This window comes from Phyllobacterium sp. NPDC097923 (assembly GCF_044760925.1).
GTDB classification, from domain to species: Bacteria; Pseudomonadota; Alphaproteobacteria; order Rhizobiales; family Rhizobiaceae; genus Phyllobacterium; species Phyllobacterium calauticae.
The window spans coordinates 1174738-1193947 of the sequence record NZ_JBIWBL010000001.1 but is presented as its reverse complement, the minus strand read 5'-3'; the positions used below and the strand labels follow the sequence as shown (position 1 = coordinate 1193947).

Annotated in this window: 28 protein-coding genes and 2 tRNA genes; 14 read left to right on the top strand and 16 right to left on the bottom strand. The window is 56.0% G+C overall.

Features of this window, described 5'->3' with window-relative positions:
- Positions 1-247 precede the first annotated feature (247 nt).
- The 6 genes from ACIQWS_RS06070 (at position 248) to ACIQWS_RS06045 (ending at position 2944) form a co-directional block, all read left to right on the top strand.
- Positions 248-427 (top strand): Flp family type IVb pilin, encoded by a 180-nt coding sequence (locus ACIQWS_RS06070; RefSeq protein ID WP_163363974.1) that lies wholly within the window; start codon positions 248-250, stop codon positions 425-427.
- A gap of 344 nt (positions 428-771) precedes the next feature.
- On the top strand, positions 772-1245 hold the full coding sequence (locus tag ACIQWS_RS06065; RefSeq protein WP_403172688.1) for a hypothetical protein: 474 nt from the start codon (positions 772-774) through the stop codon (positions 1243-1245).
- Between the two features lie 253 nt (positions 1246-1498).
- Positions 1499-1648, top strand: a complete 150-nt coding sequence (locus tag ACIQWS_RS06060; RefSeq protein WP_346305510.1) for a hypothetical protein — start codon at positions 1499-1501, stop codon at positions 1646-1648.
- 294 nt (positions 1649-1942) lie between these two features.
- Entirely contained in the window at positions 1943-2197 is a 255-nt protein-coding gene (locus ACIQWS_RS06055) for a hypothetical protein (RefSeq protein WP_403172682.1), read from the top strand.
- Between the two features lie 45 nt (positions 2198-2242).
- Positions 2243-2527 carry a hypothetical protein gene (locus tag ACIQWS_RS06050; RefSeq protein ID WP_288195019.1) on the top strand — a complete coding sequence of 95 codons (285 nt, stop codon included), beginning with the start codon at positions 2243-2245 and terminating at the stop codon, positions 2525-2527.
- Between the two features lie 288 nt (positions 2528-2815).
- Positions 2816-2944, top strand: a complete 129-nt coding sequence (locus ACIQWS_RS06045; protein WP_264319180.1) for a hypothetical protein — start codon at positions 2816-2818, stop codon at positions 2942-2944.
- A gap of 64 nt (positions 2945-3008) precedes the next feature.
- Here ACIQWS_RS06045 and ACIQWS_RS06040 read toward each other — a convergent pair whose 3' ends face one another.
- Positions 3009-3320, bottom strand: a complete 312-nt coding sequence (locus ACIQWS_RS06040; RefSeq protein WP_346305513.1) for a DUF982 domain-containing protein — start codon at positions 3318-3320, stop codon at positions 3009-3011.
- A 91-nt stretch (positions 3321-3411) separates the two neighbouring features.
- On the opposite strand from ACIQWS_RS06040, the gene ACIQWS_RS06035 reads away from it, so the two are divergent.
- Entirely contained in the window at positions 3412-3645 is a 234-nt protein-coding gene (locus tag ACIQWS_RS06035) for a hypothetical protein (RefSeq protein ID WP_346305514.1), read from the top strand.
- 102 nt (positions 3646-3747) lie between these two features.
- Here ACIQWS_RS06035 and ACIQWS_RS06030 read toward each other — a convergent pair whose 3' ends face one another.
- Both ACIQWS_RS06030 and ACIQWS_RS06025 read right to left on the bottom strand, forming a co-directional pair.
- Positions 3748-4059, bottom strand: a complete 312-nt coding sequence (locus tag ACIQWS_RS06030; protein WP_223615683.1) for a PepSY domain-containing protein — start codon at positions 4057-4059, stop codon at positions 3748-3750.
- Between the two features lie 137 nt (positions 4060-4196).
- The gene (locus ACIQWS_RS06025) at positions 4197-4739 is read right to left on the bottom strand and encodes a phosphatase PAP2 family protein (protein ID WP_403172662.1); all 543 of its coding nucleotides are present in this window, start codon (positions 4737-4739) and stop codon (positions 4197-4199) included.
- Positions 4740-5013: 274 nt separating this feature from the next.
- On the opposite strand from ACIQWS_RS06025, the gene ACIQWS_RS06020 reads away from it, so the two are divergent.
- Both ACIQWS_RS06020 and ACIQWS_RS06015 read left to right on the top strand, forming a co-directional pair.
- A complete protein-coding gene (locus ACIQWS_RS06020) occupies positions 5014-5241 on the top strand; it encodes a hypothetical protein (RefSeq protein WP_403172654.1) in 228 nt (75 codons plus the stop codon).
- Positions 5242-5460: 219 nt separating this feature from the next.
- A complete protein-coding gene (locus ACIQWS_RS06015) occupies positions 5461-5916 on the top strand; it encodes a pyridoxamine 5'-phosphate oxidase family protein (protein ID WP_346305517.1) in 456 nt (151 codons plus the stop codon).
- A 275-nt stretch (positions 5917-6191) separates the two neighbouring features.
- Here ACIQWS_RS06015 and ACIQWS_RS06010 read toward each other — a convergent pair whose 3' ends face one another.
- Together ACIQWS_RS06010 and ACIQWS_RS06005 are read right to left on the bottom strand one after the other, a co-directional pair.
- The gene (locus ACIQWS_RS06010; protein WP_403172650.1) at positions 6192-6623 is read right to left on the bottom strand and encodes a DUF2750 domain-containing protein; all 432 of its coding nucleotides are present in this window, start codon (positions 6621-6623) and stop codon (positions 6192-6194) included.
- A gap of 200 nt (positions 6624-6823) precedes the next feature.
- Positions 6824-7012 (bottom strand): hypothetical protein, encoded by a 189-nt coding sequence (locus tag ACIQWS_RS06005; protein ID WP_346305519.1) that lies wholly within the window; start codon positions 7010-7012, stop codon positions 6824-6826.
- 426 nt (positions 7013-7438) lie between these two features.
- Here ACIQWS_RS06005 and ACIQWS_RS06000 point away from each other — a divergent pair, with 426 nt between their 5' ends.
- Entirely contained in the window at positions 7439-8071 is a 633-nt protein-coding gene (locus ACIQWS_RS06000) for a LysE family translocator (protein ID WP_403172639.1), read from the top strand.
- A gap of 170 nt (positions 8072-8241) precedes the next feature.
- Here ACIQWS_RS06000 and ACIQWS_RS05995 read toward each other — a convergent pair whose 3' ends face one another.
- A complete protein-coding gene (locus ACIQWS_RS05995) occupies positions 8242-10062 on the bottom strand; it encodes an HAD-IIIC family phosphatase (protein WP_403172635.1) in 1821 nt (606 codons plus the stop codon).
- Between the two features lie 245 nt (positions 10063-10307).
- Positions 10308-10550 (bottom strand): hypothetical protein, encoded by a 243-nt coding sequence (locus tag ACIQWS_RS05990; protein ID WP_346305522.1) that lies wholly within the window; start codon positions 10548-10550, stop codon positions 10308-10310.
- Between the two features lie 221 nt (positions 10551-10771).
- Here ACIQWS_RS05990 and ACIQWS_RS05985 point away from each other — a divergent pair, with 221 nt between their 5' ends.
- Complete coding sequence (locus ACIQWS_RS05985) at positions 10772-10942, top strand: hypothetical protein (RefSeq protein WP_403172628.1); 171 nt, start codon at positions 10772-10774, stop codon at positions 10940-10942.
- 109 nt (positions 10943-11051) lie between these two features.
- Here the strand turns inward: ACIQWS_RS05985 and ACIQWS_RS05980 are convergent.
- The 4 genes from ACIQWS_RS05980 to ACIQWS_RS05965 all read right to left on the bottom strand — a co-directional run bounded on the left by ACIQWS_RS05980 (position 11052) and on the right by ACIQWS_RS05965 (position 13429).
- Positions 11052-11128 (bottom strand) — tRNA-Arg (locus ACIQWS_RS05980).
- Between the two features lie 72 nt (positions 11129-11200).
- On the bottom strand, positions 11201-11506 hold the full coding sequence (locus ACIQWS_RS05975) for an ETC complex I subunit (RefSeq protein WP_105735719.1): 306 nt from the start codon (positions 11504-11506) through the stop codon (positions 11201-11203).
- 76 nt (positions 11507-11582) lie between these two features.
- Positions 11583-11659: transfer RNA gene (locus ACIQWS_RS05970), tRNA-Pro, on the bottom strand.
- A 648-nt stretch (positions 11660-12307) separates the two neighbouring features.
- Positions 12308-13429 carry a helix-turn-helix transcriptional regulator gene (locus ACIQWS_RS05965; protein WP_403172622.1) on the bottom strand — a complete coding sequence of 374 codons (1122 nt, stop codon included), beginning with the start codon at positions 13427-13429 and terminating at the stop codon, positions 12308-12310.
- A 350-nt stretch (positions 13430-13779) separates the two neighbouring features.
- On the opposite strand from ACIQWS_RS05965, the gene ACIQWS_RS05960 reads away from it, so the two are divergent.
- Positions 13780-14175 (top strand): hypothetical protein, encoded by a 396-nt coding sequence (locus tag ACIQWS_RS05960; RefSeq protein ID WP_223611209.1) that lies wholly within the window; start codon positions 13780-13782, stop codon positions 14173-14175.
- Positions 14176-14220: 45 nt separating this feature from the next.
- Here the strand turns inward: ACIQWS_RS05960 and hdaA are convergent, their stop codons facing one another.
- The 3 genes from hdaA to ACIQWS_RS05945 are packed head-to-tail and all read right to left on the bottom strand — an operon-like array spanning position 14221 to position 16645.
- Positions 14221-14907, bottom strand: coding sequence for a DnaA regulatory inactivator HdaA (gene hdaA, locus ACIQWS_RS05955; protein WP_403172614.1), 687 nt, complete (start codon positions 14905-14907; stop codon positions 14221-14223).
- Positions 14908-14940: 33 nt separating this feature from the next.
- Positions 14941-16116 (bottom strand): AI-2E family transporter, encoded by a 1176-nt coding sequence (locus ACIQWS_RS05950; protein WP_223611211.1) that lies wholly within the window; start codon positions 16114-16116, stop codon positions 14941-14943.
- Entirely contained in the window at positions 16067-16645 is a 579-nt protein-coding gene (locus tag ACIQWS_RS05945; RefSeq protein ID WP_288195117.1) for a CDP-alcohol phosphatidyltransferase family protein, read from the bottom strand. The genes ACIQWS_RS05950 and ACIQWS_RS05945 overlap by 50 nt, the downstream gene beginning before the upstream one ends.
- A gap of 181 nt (positions 16646-16826) precedes the next feature.
- Between ACIQWS_RS05945 and purM the strand changes: the two genes are divergently transcribed.
- Both purM and purN read left to right on the top strand, forming a co-directional pair.
- Complete coding sequence (gene purM / locus ACIQWS_RS05940) at positions 16827-17888, top strand: phosphoribosylformylglycinamidine cyclo-ligase (RefSeq protein WP_403172589.1); 1062 nt, start codon at positions 16827-16829, stop codon at positions 17886-17888.
- Positions 17885-18508, top strand: coding sequence for a phosphoribosylglycinamide formyltransferase (purN, locus tag ACIQWS_RS05935; RefSeq protein WP_403172582.1), 624 nt, complete (start codon positions 17885-17887; stop codon positions 18506-18508). Before purM ends, purN begins: the two co-directional genes overlap by 4 nt.
- 17 nt (positions 18509-18525) lie before the next feature.
- Here the strand turns inward: purN and ACIQWS_RS05930 are convergent, their stop codons facing one another.
- Entirely contained in the window at positions 18526-18831 is a 306-nt protein-coding gene (locus ACIQWS_RS05930; RefSeq protein WP_403172573.1) for an addiction module antidote protein, read from the bottom strand.
- Entirely contained in the window at positions 18828-19136 is a 309-nt protein-coding gene (locus ACIQWS_RS05925) for a type II toxin-antitoxin system RelE/ParE family toxin (protein ID WP_403172560.1), read from the bottom strand. Before ACIQWS_RS05925 ends, ACIQWS_RS05930 begins: the two co-directional genes overlap by 4 nt.
- Between the last annotated feature and the right edge of the window lie 74 nt (positions 19137-19210).

The window sequence follows — 19210 nt, the reverse complement described above, 5'->3', positions numbered from 1 at the left end:
GCGCAGCGGTTTTGAGGGGGCAGCGTCGGGGTACGCCGCACGGCCCGGCGCGGGAAATGCACGCCCTGCGGTCATGACTTTCATTTTACTTAAAATGTTCAGGGCGATGTAAGCGATGATTAAGCAAGAAATCCGGTGATACTTTGCTAACCAGTTTTTTTAAGTCAGCCGAAATTGTTGAAAGCCTAAGTTCACGACGGTTCAACGAAACCGCGTCAAAAGCAACGCTTCAACAGGGATACAGAACATGACAACTCTTTTCACACGTTTTCTCAAGGATGAGTCCGGCGCAACAGCCATCGAATACGGCCTGATTGCTGCCCTCATCTCCGTCGGCATCATTGCCGGTGCAACCTCGCTTGGCACAAACCTCGGCACGCTGTTCACCAACCTCGGCACAAAGTTCAAGAATACGACTGTTAACTAACAAGTCGTTGGGGTTGCCTGGCAACGGGCAACCCCAATTTCATATCCAACGCCAATGCCGTTGACGTTGGATATGAAATTATCCGGACTGGCCCTGCCCGCCATTTCCATGGCTCCGGTCGGCCCATGGACCAAAATCAGCCCGATCACCCATACGCATGCATATGCCTGCTGATTACTTCGGGCTTTGATCTATTCCCCTAATAATATTGACTATTTTACTCATATATCGTTTCACGATGCTATATATTTACAATTTCCCGTAAACGTTGTTTCGTCTCCCCAGTTTTGATTCAGAATGCGCTTGAACAAAATCATGGAGGGGACCGCATCATGATCTTTGGCATGACTTTCTATACTTTCGTTCACGTCCTGATCAGCCTGATCGGGATCATATCGGGGCTGATCGTTCTCGCCGGACTGCTTGCGTCCGACAGAAAGGACGGATGGACACTGATCTTTCTGGTGAGCACGGCCGCCACAAGCCTGACCGGCTTCGGCTTTCCCTACCAGGGTTTTACGCCCGCCATCGGCGTCGGCATCCTCTCGATCATCATTCTCATCGTCGCGATCGCCGCCCGTTACCCCCTGCATCTCGCCGGGCCGTGGCGGTGGGTCTATGTGGTCGGCGCCGTGATCTCGCTGTACTTCAATGTTTTCGTGCTGGTCGCCCAGTCATTCCAGAAAATACCGGCTTTGAATGCCCTGGCGCCCACCGGCTCGGAGCCGCCTTTTGCGATCGTGCAAGGAATTGTGCTGCTCCTGTTCATTGCCGCCGGCTTTGCCTGCCTGCGGCGGTTTCATCCCGTCATAGGGTGAAAACCCGGACAGGATACCCGGCAGCTCCGGGTCGCCGCACCGCGCCGGCCTGCGCTCCGCCACTCTCCCCGGCCCGCCAAAGGGCCGGGCTTCTCAATCGGATGTACTAGAATATTACACCTCCCGATGCCGCCGGGTCAGTGTTATGATCGTGTCTTGAAATTGTTCTCGAATTGCCATGCTGGTCGAACGTGACTTGCTCCTCACCGCAATTGCAGGTTCAAAGTCCGTTAACCCCTGCCTGGCCAAGCCCATGCAGGAGAAAGCAATGGAGGAGGAGGACGAGGAAAGCAGGGAGAAGGACGACTACGCGCCCTATATGACATCCATATGGGGCTATCTCGTCGTCTTCCTGATCATCATTCCCCTTGTGCTGATTCTCGGCCGCAAATTCGGGCGATGACCCCGTTCCATCGGTCTTTGCCCCGGCCCGCCCATGGCGAAATTGCGGTTCGCCGGCGGGAAAACCAGGCCACGCAATGTGGCTTATCCAACGGATTTCACGTGGTTTTGTCATATTCATCCCCGCGTGGAACCGTGCAACACGACACAACTGGAGAATGACGACAAAAGTACCAAAGCTTGTCGCTGGCGGGCCTTTTGTGGCGCATATCGTCTTGTGCTTCACCCCGTCGTCCAATTTGCTGACACCCACCTGCATTGCGTTGGCAGGGGATGTTTGGAAAGGGTCATCTGAGTGCTTACTTTGTACTTTTTGGAAGACTACCGTAATCCGGGCCATTCAAATCGCGAGACCGAAATGGCAACACATCGCCCCGAGAACCCAAAGCCAGTCAAAAAGGCCGGGAAAATCAAACCCGTCAAAGCCGCGGCGGTGACGAACTGGGATGAACTTATCGCCCGGAACGTCAAGCTCGAAGACAGGCTTATCAAGAAGCTGAGATCGCGCCATATCGTTCGCAAGCTCAAGGTGAGGTTTCTGACCAAATAGGACCTCGGTATCCGACACGGCACCGGTGCAATGGAGCGATGACCGGTGCCATCGATGCCCGGCATTCGACCGGATCTGTTCACGGCGCCTCAGCTCGAAACGCTGGCGTCGGCGGCCGGACGCAACATTTCACCTTCCATAGTTACAGAAGTTCTCATTGCATATTCGCGCAATAGTTGTATTCATTTCGATAAAATTTTAATCGCTCTGGAATCTTCAATGTCTGATGATAACAAACAACCCGGCGTATTCGCAGGTTCCTGGCGGCTTGCGATTATCATGCTTGTCATTCTGGCCGCTGTCTGGATACTCGGACGCGCCTTCGCATAACAACCCTAGGTTTAGTAAACTGTGATTCAACCGGATATTACCGCTTCGGCGGGATGCATTCCGGCTGCGCCTGCAATCGTCATCCCCTCCCCGCATCCGGTGACGGCACCTGAGAATCCCCGTTTTTGATGCACTGCAGCACGCTTCTGTGGGTCGATTCCGCAACACTTCTCTGCCCAACAGGTCATTTTCGGTGCATTTTCTGAATTATTTTCATGCACACGCTTTGACATTTAACTTTCATGTTGATGGAATAGGCACCTGCAGACGAATTAGGGGAACATTCGAATGTATGAAGATGATGAGGACGAACAGCACTTGCACTATACCACGCCCGCGTGGTGCCATTTGCTTGTGTTTGGCTTTGCGCTGGCAATCGCCGTGCTGATTAGTCAGATTTGTTCTTCCATGGCCTGACGGGCTCCCGTCAGTTCAACCATCGCCCCATCGGGATACTGTCCCATAAGACCCTCACCTGACCCTAGATCGTATTCGCAGGTTTTCCCGGCTGATCGGTCGATGCGCCGAGCGTGGTCCCCAATTGCGATCCGGTGCGCTCGCTGACATCGATACCCGCTTCCAGCGATGCGGCGACAAAGGCTGCGCGTGCATCCTCGGCGGACAATTTTTCATCAAGTGCATTGCGGCATGCGTCACAGGCAATCCTGTGCTTTTCACCCCGGCGCCGCGACCAGTACTGCGTCAGCATGGTCAGCGCGTCGCGCACGTTGCGCACAACGATCACGCGGCCGGTACGCGGCGACTTGATGGTCACATGCGTGAATGAAAGCATTTCCATAAGCTTCAAATGCATCAGAAGGCAAGTGGTTCCATCACCCTTGATTGACGAACTGTCCGGCTTGAATGACACTGGGTTTTTCCGGATGAAAGGGCTGCCCATGGAATATGACAAGGAGACGATCAAAGGCTCGACCAATGGCTACGGGCTTGGGGTAAAGTTCGAACTCACCAATGGCCAGGTATGGGAGCAGACCAGCAGCGATGACGAGTATCTGCACCAGTTCATGCCGGAAGTTCTGCTCGATACGGCCGGAAACATCGGAAAACTCAAGATCAACGACATGAATGACTGGGTGGAGATCAAGAGAATTCTCTGACACTCATGGCGCGCCGGACCACCGCGCGGGTGTGACGGCAAGCAAACAAAAACGCCCCGCCATCCCTTGGGGGCAGCGGGGCGGATAAAGCTTCAACCGGCGTTAATTGACCGAAATCACTTCTCCGGTTCGACGATCAATGGAGACGCTGATGTCGTCGCCCTGATAGTCCGTTCCTTCCACGATGATGCGCGACCGTGTCCGCCGGATATCGTCGACCTCGCGCACGCCTTCGGACCGGGCGATGCGCACCGCCGTGCGATCAGTGATGCTGACGCTGCGATAGGGACGATCCATTTGCGGATCGACGAGGCGAACGCCGCCGGGACCTATTTCGATTGATTGCGCGAATGACGGCGCTGAAGCCAATAGCGTCAGAGCCGTTACACCCGCCATTGCCAGAACTTTGAACATGACACTCTCTCCTTAACACGACCCACCAAAACCATACACCACATATGCCTTTGCCGACGCCCCCGAAGCAGGGTTAATGATTAGTTTAGGGCTATAGTGTGGCTGAATTTGCCGCGCCATTGCGTTCCGGATAACTTTCAGAATACGCGTGTTACGAAGCGATCGATTTTCGACCCCTCCCGATAAAAAACGGCAACCGCCAGGGCCGCCAGCAGGGCGGTCACACCGCCGCCGATCACGTCGGAAACATAGTGCGTGCCAACATAGATGCGCGACCAGCAGACGAGAAAGGCCATCAGCCCCAGCAGAATGGTGCGGCGCGCCAGACCGTGAAGCGCAAAGGCCGCGACGATGGCAAGCGATGCCGTCGCGTGGTCCGACGGAAATGACCAGTCGGCGCTTGGGGGAACGAGAAGATGCGTGATATCAGCGTCATAGGGCCGGATGCGCTGCACGAACAACAGAATGATCTGGTTCAAGCCCAGTCCGATGAGAAAGGTCAGTCCGGCCGAGACGCAGGTATGCCGCACATGCAGCCTGTCCGCCTTGCTCCACCATTGGCCAATGACGGCCACAATCATCAGCGGTACGCCGAAGCTGGTGACGGTCAACATTATTCCGTCAAGAACCGGAGTGTGGCCAGCGGGTGAATTGAGCCATTGCGTGATCGTCTGATCCATTCTCTTCTCTGCTTCCTTAGCCTTGAGCGGACTGCGAAAGCCCGAGAATGGCATGTCCTGTCCATCCGGTCTTTCGAATCGGTTTTTCCTGCGACCTCACTGACCGTGAATCGCAACGATTTCATGGCGGAGAACTGGTCCCGTCGACCGGCACGCCGCGGATCGTCGGATGTTTCGCATTCCTGGCATGGCCGCCACCTGACGCATGAATCGGGTGGCTGGCCATCAAGGGCAAGCGATACACTGAATCCACGCCGAAGGGAGTGTGAGTTCAATGTTGTCTCTCTTGAATGCTTTGCATGCAATGGCCGCCCGACGCGGCGAGGGTCTGCACCCCGAATTGGCCGCGCGGCTGGAACAGCACACCCGCAACAGCACGGAGCGACCGGCCGCGGCTCTGCACCCGGATCACACCGGCCAGCAAGAGGGCGGTGAGGTCGTTCAGGTCGATCTCGGCGTGATGCTGTTCAGGCACGGCCGCGGTCGTATCGACAAAACCTGAGACGACAAAGCGCGCAGGTTTTTACACTGATCGCCTCGTTTGCGTGACCACGCAAGCATGAAGGCTGGTCCACCCGCGCCTCCCCTTGCATCCCCGCACATTGGGTGACGCATCACATTGCCCTGCCAAAGTCATTCACCTGTTTGACAACGAACAAAGCGCCCTCAATAATTATCGCGGCGGCAGTCCGCCTGTTCAAGAAGTCCAGGAGCAACCTTGATGATCATTAATGAGATGACGAAGGCGGAGATCAATGCCTTGCTGAGCCGCGCGAGCATTGGCCGCCTGGCCTGCTCCAGGGATGATCATCCCTACATCGTTCCGCTCAGGTTCGCCTATCACTCCGTCTTTCTCTATTCTTTTACAACGGTCGGCCAAAAGGTCGAATGGATGCGCAACAATCCGCACGTCTGTGTTGCGTTCGATGAGATCGACGCAACCAATCGCTGGCAAAGCGTGATCGTTAACGGGCTGTATGAAGAACTGTCGAACGATCCGTCCCATGTCGACGCGCGCGCAACCGCGCACCACCTTCTGAGCGCATCCGCCGAATGGTGGCAGCCCGGGTACACGAAGACGGTCATTCGCGATGCGGAGCGCCCGCTTGAACCCGTGTTTTTCCGGATATCGATCCTCGAAACAAGCGGGCACAAAGCCGTCAAAACCACGAGCTAACGGTCCGGCACAAGCCGGCAAAGGCGTTGGAGCCGGCACTTTTCAACGGCACCGTCCTGCGGGACTTGACGCGACGAATGATCGTATCGCCAAAAATTGCGGCGGAACCTCTCACGCCCCCCGCCGTTTACCCCATTCAATTGGAGGTAATACGATGCTTACAGCAGCAGTTTTATGGTGGCTGGGCGTTCCGCTCATTGTTGTCGTCTTGATTTTTTTCATCTTTTTGCGGCGCCGCTGAATGGGACACCTGTTCGAGGCGGCGGGAGCTGCCCTCATGGTTTCAGGTAGGAAAACCCCGTCTGGATCTCATGCCTGATATCGGCAATCACCTTGTGAACGGACTCAATGCGTCCGTCGCTTGCCTGATCGAAGCAGATCCCGACTTTAAGTCCGCGCTGCCGCAAAGCCGGCAGAAAATCTTTCAGCACAGCGTCAAGTTCCATCTCAACTATTTCGGTTTTGATATGCAAGCCGGTACCGCGGTCAAGTGGCCCCAGCCACAGCTCCGCAAAGATCGCATCCGGCCAGAGCGGGCAGCACATCGATGTCCCCGCCGGGTCATTGAGAATGAGATAATTCGAACCAAGGTTGATGGTGTATACTTTGTAGGTCTCAACCGACTTCTTGATGAAATATCTGTAACGCATGGCGTGTGAGAGTTTGAGAACTCTTGTTGCCTCTTCAATACTCTTTGTTGACCCCATGTGCCCACCCTCGTTGCTGAGGATAGACCAGAATATTAAAGATTGAAGGACAATTATTCCAAAACGAAGGTTTATTCCGGCCGCGTAGACCGAAATTGATGATCGAGGGTTGGTGAAGCGCTTATTCCAGCGCCTGGGGACGATCGGTTTTATGTGGATGGGAGCGACGCAACCATGTTGCGCACCCCCGCTGGGTCCATTTAATTCACCCTCTGCAAAGTGATTTTATCTTGCTGCTCGGCATTCAAACGATGAACGCCTGTTTCTGCCGCAGTTCTTGTTGCCGCATAATATCGGCCGAGGCCAAATGACAGTGCCGCCAGAAACAGGACAACGCCGATATATTTCCAAGCATTGGCTTGATATGGCTGCGGATCAATCGAATGCATTCTAAACTCCAGGGTGACGGCATTGAGCGGGGAAAGCTGGCGCTGTAAAAACCCCACCATCCCGAAAGACGGTGGGGTAAAGTGTGTCTGGAACAGGATTTTGCAGCACTTCCTTCCATCGATAAGTCAATTGACCCAACTCCCTGCACCCGATGGGAGCTTGGATTTCGTTCTTCTCAGGGAACGTGTTGTGGCAGTGTCGTTTCCGGCATACTTGAATTATTGACGGGCAACAGAACAACGTTGCCAGTCATGGACATATCATCAAAACCGGCGTGACGTGAGCGTGACCGAAATCCCGGATCAGACCGGTATTATTGGGCAAAAAGCGTCCATGGCTGTCGTTATAGGAATGACGAGCCAAGCCCTTGTCAATCAACGCATAAATGCTAGACAGGAATTCCGGTAAACTCGAAGGAAAACGATATGCCGGACTTTTCGACACTCATGCTTTTTGCCGCCGCGTCCGTGGTTCTTACGGCCACGCCCGGTCCCGATATGCTTCTCATTGCCTCCCGCAGCATCAGCCAGGGACGGGGCGCGGGGTTTCTGACCTATGCCGGCATAGCGCTCGGCACCTATTGCCATGCGATGGCCGCAGCGCTTGGGCTTTCCCAGCTTTTTCTTGCGGTTCCCGTGGCTTACGAAATCATTCGCTGGGCGGGCTGCGCCTATCTGCTTTATCTCGCATGGAAAACAATACGTTCGGAAGGGATGGTATTCTCGCCGACATCCCGCCTCAAACGTTTTTCGATGAAGCGGATTTTCGGCGAAGGTCTCTTCACCAATCTGCTCAATCCCAAAATGGCACTGTTCGTGCTGGCGCTGTTTCCGCAGTTCGTCAAACCTGAAGCCGGTTCTCTGGTCTTGCAGATGCTTATTCTCGCCACCGTGCTCAATGGCATCGGCTTTATCGTCAATGGCACGGTGATTCTGCTGAGCGGCCATATCCGCAGCCGGGTCGGCAGCTTCCCTCGCTTCCGCAAACTGCCGCAATATTTGCTGGCAACGGTCTTCACCGGACTTGCCTGCCGCCTTGCGCTTGGCAGCCGGAACTAGGCAAGTCTGACACGGTGTGGCAGCCGGATTTTAGCGGCAGCCCATGCGAGACCCGCTGCAAAGCAAGCCTTGGACACGTCGTTCATCCCGCATTGCACCGGGGAACCTGTGAGGCTCTCCGAACCGCGGTGCCGTCGATCATGTGTGGCCGGTCGTTGGTCGGCCCCGGCTCAACAAGGGTCGCCACGCGCCAAATCTGACATCTCGCGGAATTTGACGTGCGGCGGGGCTGTGACGGTAGTGTCCTGCAGCGTCCATATCCCGCCGTCCAACGTAAATCCGTGTTTTTGGTACAGGTCGCGGCATAGGCCGTTGGCTTCGGTCGGCGTGTAGACGCCCTTCAGGGGAAGGTGGTTTGCGGCAAGCCCGGCGATAACCGCCTGCTCGACGCCAAGGCCAACCACCCGGCAACTCATCACGAACTGGATGATGATGTGATCTTTGACAATGGCGATTCCCACCAGGCCATAATCGGTGTATTTGTCGCCGACTTCGAACGTCTCGAAGATGACACCCGAGAGAAAGGCCTGCTGACATTCACCGATGGTCCAGCGCTTGCCCGTGGTGTTGAACTGGTTGGATTTGTTGAGCAGCTCCAGCGCGCGTGGAAAACGCTCGTCATCTGTGGTGTTGATCGGGCGGATGCCGACAGAAACGTCGAGGGAAGCCAGGAACTCTTCCCGGGTCATAACGGCCTTCGCGGCTTCCCGCTGCACCTGAGCCTGGATCATCTCGGTGCGCCTGCTTGACTCCTGCGTGACGTACGGAACCTGCGTTTCCGGGGCCCAAAGCAATGTGCTGCGGATCGAATACAACTCGTCGCCAAGTACCCGCATGGCCGGAAATGCCGCTTGCACGCTTTCCCGCTCCACGGGATTATCGTCAATGAAGAGAGTATTTTTCGGCAAAAGATTGGTTTCGCTCAGAATATCCTGGATGTTTTCCGCTTTTGGCCGCCAGTTTATTTTCCGGACTGCAAAGTCATCGATATCCAGTCTGTGCTTCAGGAACTGAGGCCACAGGTCGAGGATTGTCGCTTCGTCATTCTTGCTGACGATCGCCAGGACGATACCGCGCTGCTTGAGAAATTTCAGCGCTTCGATCAGGCCGAGCGGCCATCCTTCCAGGAGAACGCGATTGTGTATGCCTTCTTCCGCGATAACCCCGCGCCAGAGCGTATCGTCCAGATCAAGGATGACCAGCTTCACGCTGTCTTGCTGCGTGAGCGTCCGATACATGGCATGTATCTCGCTCCAAAACCCGAAGATGAAATCTTCTATGTTGATCGGGTAAAGGCTGGTGAGTTTGGTTGGCTGGACAATGCGGGTTGTGTCGTGGATGGAATCCCAGTCATTGGCATAGCTGGCATGCGACCAGTTCCAGACGAGATCCTCTTGAATGAACTTTCGGCCAAATGTCTGCGCGATGGCATCGGCCTGGACCATATGCGCCCCATGTTCCCGCGCCAGCTCATGCAGTTTGCGGTTCAATTGCTCGACGAAATAGGTGGGGTTTCGCAGGTCATAGCGCGGCAGAAGCCGCCCCATGTGATTCTGCTGCGGCGTAAAATATTCGGACACGAAGGTCGTGAGCCTGGTGTCTTTCGTGAATGCCAGCGCGCCGGTAAATGTCTGGATCAGACGCTGCTCGCATTCCCACAATTTTTCCCTGAACGGCTCTTCGCTGGTATGCGGAATATCCGACAGCATGTTTTCCGGCACAATCGTCCGCAACGGCAAATGTATGAGCTGGAAGGCATATTCTTCGATTGGATGCGGCGGTTCTGACAAATCACCGGGATAATTGTACAGGACATGATCGACTTCCGCGCCCTTGAAGATGACATGGGCGTAGTGGAAGAGACCCGCCGCCATGCACGATCCGACAACGAGAATCCGCTTCACAGCGACGGGTGTTGCCTCCAATGTGTCGGGTGTTCTGAATTTATAGGCAACCTGTTGATTTCGCACAGAAGCCGTGGTTTCAAGCATTCAGAGCCTCTCCAATCAATCGCAGATCAAACTAAGCGGTGCCATCCAATCACCGCAAGACAGATCGCGAAGACAAAGGACGAAAAACGCGGTATTGAGAATTGGAGTAAACGCGCATTCTCGTGGCCCTGCCGCATAGCTGCCTTCTCCGGGGAATAGCGTGGACGACAGGCACCACAGGCGGCTGGGCGGTATCAGGACGTGTTCACTTCACCGGAAAGACCATGTTTTGCGCAATTTTGTGGTCATTTTAACAACAATTGCATTGACACGGCGGCCATAGCCATCTCGATTTCGTGCAACTTGTCACCTGTTTGGATTGCAACGAAAATGATGAAAATACTCGTTATCGCCATATCCGCCCTTACCCTATCAAGCGTTGTGCTTGTCAGCACAGCGGACGCAGCGCGATTTGGATTGAGTTTTGGCGGGCCCCGCAAAAGCGTCGCCAAGGAAAGCGGAAAGGCAAAGAGCAGCAACCCGGGCAAGGGAAGCTCCCGTGGTGGTGGGGGTCACGGTGGTGGCGGTCACGGTGGCGGTGGTAACGGCGGCGGTGGTAACGGCGGCGGACACAGACGATAGGTGTCAATGTCGCCCGCCGACACGGCTTCGGCGCTGGGCGCGACACACAGACAGGGACATCGTTGTCACCTTGATTTCCCGATTTGGACTATGTTGTTCTGTCTTCCAAAAAAGTGGGAGAAGAAGCGTGGGCGACAACAACAGATTTGATGAGATTGACTCTCTGCCCGGTGCTCTCGAACTTATCAACACTGTTGACGATCCGGAGCACAAGGTGGCGTTTCTCAAAGACGTTGTCAGTACGCTGGTGGAGGAAGTATTGGCGCTTCGCAAGAAAGTTGCCGAACTCGGCGGCTAACACCGTTCCTGCTTCGACCGGCCTCTATGAAAGCTTGTTGGTTTGCACAGCAAATCAACAGCCGGATTGCCTCGCTATCCGGGAAACAGAACTGGTTCTCTTTGGTAAGTGGCGATCCCGGCTGGATTCGAACCAGCGACCGTCGGCTTAGAAGGCCGGTGCTCTATCCAGCTGAGCTACGGGACCAGTTTTACACCGGCGATCACAGTATCGCCGGGAAATCCGAACAAACTGCAAACAAGGCCAAACGTCAAAGAATCAGTGCGTCCAGGGCTGCTTGCGGTCAAAGCGGAAGTTTTCCGAATAGGAGACAACGCGCCGTCTTGTTTCCTTGGGTTCCTGCACCGAATAGGCAATGCCGTTCTTCTGTGCGTAGGCGATTGCCTCTTCCTTCGTTTCGAAGGACAGGCGGATCTGGCTCTTCATGTCGCGCGACGACGTATAGCCCATCAGCGGCTCAACCTTGCGCGGCTGTTCCGGCTCGAATTCCAGCATCCAGCTTTCGGTCTTGGCCTTGCCGGACTGCATGGCTGTTTTTGCGGGGCGGTAAATACGTGCTGCCATTAGAAGAAATCCCTTTGTCTGAAATCCCGATATAGTACAGGCTTCGGTTCAGTACCAGCAGCATCATCGGTTGAAATGGTCGGAGCGGAGAGATTCGAACTCCCGACCCTCTGGTCCCAAACCAGATGCGCTACCAGGCTGCGCTACGCTCCGTATCATGTTCAACGTTGGCTTCCCTAGAGTTTTAGCCCTGAGAACGCAAGGGCCTAAATCGACAAAAGAAACAAAAATGGAAAATAAGCCATGCGGCGGGACCTTACGGCGCCGAAAGCCACGCCAAAGCCCAACCGGCGACGCTCCACCGTATCGCCCCATCCTCAACGTCCTGAACAGAATGATTCGAGTTCCGGTGTTTCGCCCCCTCCACTCCATTACCGAGCAAGAATTGCATCGACGTACCTTAAATGGGTGATGCGCAATCGACAGAATTCACTTCAAATAACTCCAAACAACAGAGATGTTCCATAGGAGGTATCATGAAGAGTGCAATCAATATAGTTATGGTCGCCATTGGTGGTTTGGCCCTTTTCCCGAGTATCGCTGAAGCCGGATGCCAGATGCAGAGGCAGTGTGTGCTCAAGCAACGGATAGAATACCGCACTCAATACCAGCGCAGTTGCGATACGGTGAGACAGTTTGAAGGCGGTGTCTTGGTTCCACGCACATTTTGCTCGTCGCGCCCGATCCGTTCCCCCTACCCCGTCGCTTATCAAGATTGCTCCCAGGTACAGCGGGTCTGCAATGGCCTCGACTCGTTGATCTCGAACAAGAACAAACGTCCCTAGGACCTGACATAACTGATCAGCGGCGACTCAAGAACAAGGCGGCGATCTGACTTTGCCGCCGTGTTTCCGTTTTCAGGAAAATCGCTTTCAATTGCGTCCTTACCGTTTGAACACTGATTTTCTTCGTATCGGCATATTCGAGAGGTGAGATACCTCTCGCTATGGCATGTGCCAGAGCCGTTTCAGCGGGCGTCAATCCATAGCCCTGAAGCGCCGACGCATCCGGTTCCGATGAAACGGGATGCAGGATGAGGAGTGCTACCGGGATATCCTCGAACACCCGATCGAAAACGGTTTCGATGGTATTGCGAGAAAGGGGCGCGACTGTTGCGCGCAAGGCGCTGCCGTTTCGGGATTTAACGGCAAAAGTTCCCTTTAAACGGCGATAATCGGTTCTTACGATAGCCCCCAATGCGGATTGCAACATGATGTCTGCTTGCTCGTCGAGCAATTTCAATCGTCCCGAACGCTCGATACGGAACACCGTCGTTGCCTGAGGAACGGCGGCAATCGCCTGGTTGCTATGAATGACACCCCCGAGCCGGTCGATGAAAAATATAGCGCCGGTCGTACCCTCCAACGCGGACCGATAATCTTCGTTCTGCACCAAACTTGGAACGGACCTCATGATCTCAAACGAGCGCGCTATATGCGATCCGAGTAAATTGAATATATTACTTACCGATGCCTGCAAATATTCCGCCTGTTTGCCGCGCATATTGCCCGATAAAATCAACAACCTGCCGGCATTGCGCTTCAGTATGACGCCACTGGCAGCTACAATATCCTGGGTTCTCAAAAAATCATTGTAGAATTCGGTTTTTATGAGCGCGTTCCGGTCACAGAACTCTTCGGAATGAAATGTCTGGCCAACCGGCTTGCAAGTCAGATGAGGCACCCATACATTTTTCGCCGCATAGTATTCATTGTAAGCGGATTTGAAATTTTCATCGATCTCAGACGTTATTAAACCCAGGCTGGCTCGCTCGACAACGTCGTGTGCCTGGATACATATGTTGGTACCATCCAAAAGATTGGATGTGTCCTCAAGGAATTTTGACCATTTACTCTGGTCGACAGCTGCATTGTAAATCGTTTGAACAAGGTTGTTAAAATCATTCATGGTGATTTCAACCATTGTATCCCCCAAAGCCTATTCTTCGATATACATGAAGTATTGATCAGAATGATCCAAAAGCTCAATAAACAAAAAGGATGGCATCCCCTGCAGGTTCGCCGCCCCACAGGCAGGGACCGGTAAGATTGCCCCTCGTCCCGACGGCTTGGCGACAAATGGCTTGATTGTAACGTCCGACTTTGGAACACTCCCTGCTGCTCGAACACACCAGCCTTTGACCGGCCGATGAGCCACGTTGAAGATACGTCCTTGATCCGGGTTCAATCCCCCGGGACTGGTTTTGCAGGGAACGCCCGTCGCCAGCCTTGATTTCCATGCCGGCGCATATTTCAAACCGTTGGAGTTTCATCATGTCAGCACATATCGAGATCACAGATTCGGCAGCATTCGACCTGGCCCAAAGCATCGCCGATACCCAGAAGGCGAAACTGCGGGAGCAGCAGATGCACCAGATCAGCGATGACGACATGCAGGTCGGTGAAACCTGGTTTGTCTGGGGCATCTTCAGCGCCATCACCGATGATCGCCCGCGGCAGCAGAAACTGCTGGCCGATTATCTCGCCCGGAAAATCCAGCCGCGCGGCGACATTGCCAAAATCGTCAGGGATACGCTTGCGCTCGACAGCGAGGGCAACCAGCTGTTCAACGCGATTTCCACCGCCGGCCGGCAGGCCTATCACGAAGACGGCGACCACCATCTGAGCAAGATCGCCGCCATCTTTCTCAATGCCATCAAGAACCATTGACGCTTTCCGCATCATGGCAATTCGGATCATGGAAGGCCGGGCACTCTAAAGATCGAAGGTCGCCTGCCCCTCGTCGAGGGCCGTGACGACGCTGGCGGCCAGCGCGCGGGTGATTTTCGATTTTTTCTCCAGTGCCGCGCGGTCGAGGCGCTCGACAACGCGGCTGGCGGTGGACAGCGACCGCTCGATATGGCTGACCAGAAAGCTGATCACATTGGGATCGACGGCGATCTGCCGGTCGGCAAACAGCTTGTACATCACCCCGGACAGGAGCATGTCATCCGGCTCGCCGATCTCCACCGTCGTTGCCGCCTTCAGGCGTGAAGCAAGGTCAGGCAGTTTTACCGGCCAGGTGCCCGGCCAGCGGCGCGACGTCATCAGCAGGCTCGATCCGCTCTGGCGCACGCTGTTGATCAGATGGAAAAGCCCGGCTTCATCGATCGGACCGTCGCCGATGGCATCGATCAGGAACGGACCGGTCCTGCCCGAGGCATCGCCGATATGCGCGGCATCGATCACGGTTGCCTCCGATTCGGCCTTCCAGACCGCCGCCAGATGCGTCTTGCCCGACCCGGTCGGCCCGGCCAGAATGACGACGGGAGAGATCCAGCCCGGCCAGCGGTCGACAATGTCCACCGCCGCCATGTTGGAGGCGGTGACAATCAGGTCGTCGCGCGAATATCCCGGCTCATGGCCAAGATCGAGCGGCAGTTGTCGCGGTGCATCGGTCATGTCAGGTGAAATACAGTCAATGCCGCCCGGATGTCACCGGATTTCTTTGGACCGCCCGCTTTTGCTGTAATCGCCTGTGTAGAGCGGGGATTGCCGGTAACGGCCGATGACAAAGCGCACGAGCACACCCATGGCCGCAGCCGTCGGCACGGCGATCAGCATGCCGGTGAAGCCCATGAGCGAACCGAAGGCAAACAGCGCGAACATCAGCCAGACAGGATGCAGCCCGACGGAGGAGCCCACCAGTTTCGGCTGGAGAATATTGCCCTCGAAGAACTGGCCGATGAAGAACACCACGGCCACCGCACCCACATAGAAATAGTCCGGCCAGAACTGCACCAGCGCCACGCCGATCGCCAGCACCAGCCCGACCAGCGAACCGACATAAGGGATGAAACTGATGAGGCCGGCAAACAACCCGATCAGCAGGCCGAAATTCAGCCCGACGATGGTCAGCCCCACCGCATAGATCATACCGAGCAGCAGGCACACCGTGCCCTGCCCGCGCACGAAGCCGGCAATGGCCTTGTTCATGTCGCGGGCGATTTCGCGCACCGTCTGCACATGGTCGCGCGGCGTCAGGTTGTCGATGCTCTGCACCATGCGGTCCCAATCGAGCAGCATGTAGAATGCCACGACGGGCGTGACGACGAACAGCGCGGCGACATCGATGAGCGTCTTGCCCGAACTCCAGATCGACTGCAGCAGGGTGGACAGGAAACCGGCGCCCTGCTGCAGCAGGGAATCGAGGCTGTTGCGGATGACGGATGCATCGACGCCGATGAAATCCTTCAGCCACTGGGAATCGCGGTTGGCGATCAGTTCCTGCAGCCGGGCGACATAGCTCGGCAGGCGGGCGATGAAATCAGTCATCTGTGAGGCGAGGATCGGCACGAGGATCATCAGCAGCAGCGCAAAGGTCACCAGGAACAGGATCAGGATGACGATGGTTGCCAGAAGGCGCGACATACCCAGGCGTTCCAGCCGGTCAGCGACCGGATCGAGGAAGTAGGCAAGCACGAGCCCGGCCACGAAGGGCAGCAGGATCGACGAGAAAATGTAGAGGAACAGCGCCAGGAACACCACGGCGCCGGTCCAGAAAAACGCCTGACGCCGCACGGCGGTTGCCAGCGTGTTCACCTGCACATCCACGTGGATGTCACGTTCGGCCGGTGGTGTCGTCTTCGTCTTGCTTACGGTTTTGCTCATAGCCAGCCATGTGTTGTGTCCATGCCACGAGATAGGCAGTGGAGGACGCTGCGGTCAAGAGTGCAACCATCCATACCAGAATCGTCCGCCCCGCGCCGAACGAAAATTGGAAGGTCATATCAGCCAGCGTAAACGCCACCAGCACAATCTGCAGCGCCGTGTTCGCCTTGGACACGAACAGCGGGCGCATTTCCACCGGATTGGCCATCACCGTCGACAGCAGCACCGCACTGATAATGAGGATGTCACGCGAAACAACGATGACAACCAGCCAGACCGGCAGCTCGCTCAAGAACCCGAGAACGACGAACAGGGTGACCAGCAGCAGCTTGTCGGCCATGGGATCGAGATAGGCGCCCAGCTCCGAACGCTGGTCGTAGCGCCGGGCGATGTAGCCATCGACACCATCGGAAACGCCGGCGATGACGAAACCGACAAGCGCCGCACCGACGGAACCGGACAGCAGCGCCATGACGATGAACGGCACGAGGATAAAGCGGAAGATGGTGATGTAGTTGGGAATTGTCACTCGGCCGGCTTCCTCGCATTTTCTATTGTTACGCTCTAGATGGACGCGGCAGCGGTATTGCTCAACCCCTTTCCGGCGGCCAAACTGTCGATATCTGGTGTTTTCACCCGGCTTGGGGCACTCAGAGCTTGCAGCGACGGCGGAGTCGTGCCATTTCGCCAGCAACAATCCGGAGCTGACAATGACGATCAAAAATGGCCTCACCTATGCGCAGGCAGGCGTCGATATCGATGCCGGCAATCTGCTTGTCGAAAAGATCAAGCCGATCGTGCGCTCGACGCGCCGTCCCGGTGCCGATGGCGAGATCGGTGGTTTTGGCGGCCTGTTCGACCTGAAAGCCGCCGGTTTTACCGATCCGGTCCTCGTTGCCGCCAATGATGGCGTCGGCACCAAGCTGAAGATCGCCATCGATGCGGGCGTGCATGACACGGTCGGCATCGATCTCGTCGCCATGTGCGTCAACGATCTGGTGGTTCAGGGTGCCGAACCGCTGTTCTTCCTCGACTATTTTGCCACCGGCAAGCTCGACCCGGATCAGGGCGCAGCCATTGTCAGCGGCATCGCCGAGGGCTGCCTGCAGGCCGGATGCGCGCTGATCGGCGGTGAAACCGCTGAAATGCCGGGCATGTACCGTGACGGCGATTACGATCTTGCCGGCTTTGCCGTTGGCGCCGCCGAACGCAATCAGCTGCTGCCGTCGGGCGATGTTGCCGAAGGCGATGTCATTCTCGGCCTTTCCTCCTCGGGCGTTCATTCCAACGGCTTTTCGCTGGTCCGGCGCATCGTCGAACTGTCAGGCCTTGGCTGGGATGCCGATGCACCCTTCAAGCCGGGCACATCGCTCGGACAGGCGCTGCTGACGCCGACCCGCATCTATGTGAAGCCGCTGCTGGCGGCGATCCGCGAAACCAATGCGATCAAGGCGCTTGCCCACATCACCGGCGGCGGTTTCCCCGACAATATTCCCCGGGTTCTGCCGAAAGAGCTGACGGCCAGCATCGATCTTTCCGCCATTTCGGTGCCGCCGGTCTTCTCCTGGCTGGCCAAGGTAGGCGGCGTCGCGCGCGATGAAATGCTGCGCACGTTCAATTGCGGCATCGGCATGATCGCCGTTGTCGCCCCCGAAAATGCCGATGCTGTGCTCGCTGCGCTGAAAGCGCAGGGCGAGGATGCCGTGCGTCTTGGCACCATGGTTGCCCGCGCCGACAGCGGTGTTGTCTATCAGGGCAACCTGGCGCTGTGAGCAGCGCAGCCCGCAAAAAGCGCGTCGCGGTCCTGATTTCGGGCCGCGGCTCCAACATGACCGCTCTGATTGAAGCAGCCAAGGCGGCTGACTATCCCGCCGAGATCGTCGCCGTGATTGCCAACAAGCTTGATGCCGGCGGACTGGAAACGGCAAAGGCGCATGGCATTGCCGCCCATGCCATTGCCCATCGTGATTATCCGACAAAGCAGGCGCATGAGGCGGCCGTCTCCGCTGCGCTGCATGCAGCGGGAGCGGAAATCGTCTGTCTCGCCGGTTACATGCGGCTGATGTCGGCGGAGTTCGTTCAGGCCTGGGAGGGCCGGATGATCAATATCCATCCGTCGCTCTTGCCGCTGTTCAAGGGCCTGCACACGCATGAACAGGCGCTTGAAGCCGGTGTCCGTGTGCATGGCTGCACCGTGCACTTCGTCACGGCGGGCATGGATGAAGGTCCGATCATTGCCCAGACCGCCGTGCCGGTGCTCAATGGCGATACGGCAGACAGTCTTGCATTGCGGGTGCTGTCCGTGGAGCACGAGACTTATGCCCGCGCCCTGGCGCAGTTGGCATCCGGCAAGGCCGTCATGCAGGACGGACGCACGGTTTTCAGCGATTGATCGTGTGACGCCGCTGCTTACGCAGCATCTTTCTTGTTCTTTGTCGCAGACACAATTTTCAGTTGCAGTCCAAGCGCGTCGGCGACTTTCGTGATGGTTGCCAGTTCCGGATTACCCTCGCCGCTCAAGGCTTTGTATATTGTCTGACGCGGGAGGCCGGTTTTCTGGGAAAGCTCGGTAATCCCGCGCGCGCGGGCGATAGTACCCAAGGCGCGCGCTATTTCCGCAGGCGTTCCATCTTCACACATCGCCGCCAGATATTCTTTGATCATCTCTTCAGAATCCAGATGATGCGCAGTGTCATAAGGACTTAACTTTATCATGATCTGGCTTTCCTCAAGGTGATGGCCATTGTCTGTGCTCTCTTGATATCGCGGTCCTGCGTACTCTTGTCACCGCCGCACAACAGGATAATCAAGACGCTCTTTCGCTCAATGTAATAGACGCGGTACCCCGGACCATAATCAAGACGAAGTTCACTGACGCCCTCGCCGACAGCTTTGACATCACCGGGATTGCCTTCAATCAATCGATCAAGCCGTTTGGCAATTCTCGCTCTAGCGTGCTGATCTCGCAGACCATCAAACCAGTCTAAAAACGTGTCGGTCTTTTCAATCAACCGCTTCATAAATGTAAACCATAGTTGTCAAAATGTATAGATACTCAAAATTGCAGATTCAAAAAACACTCAAAAACATCAAT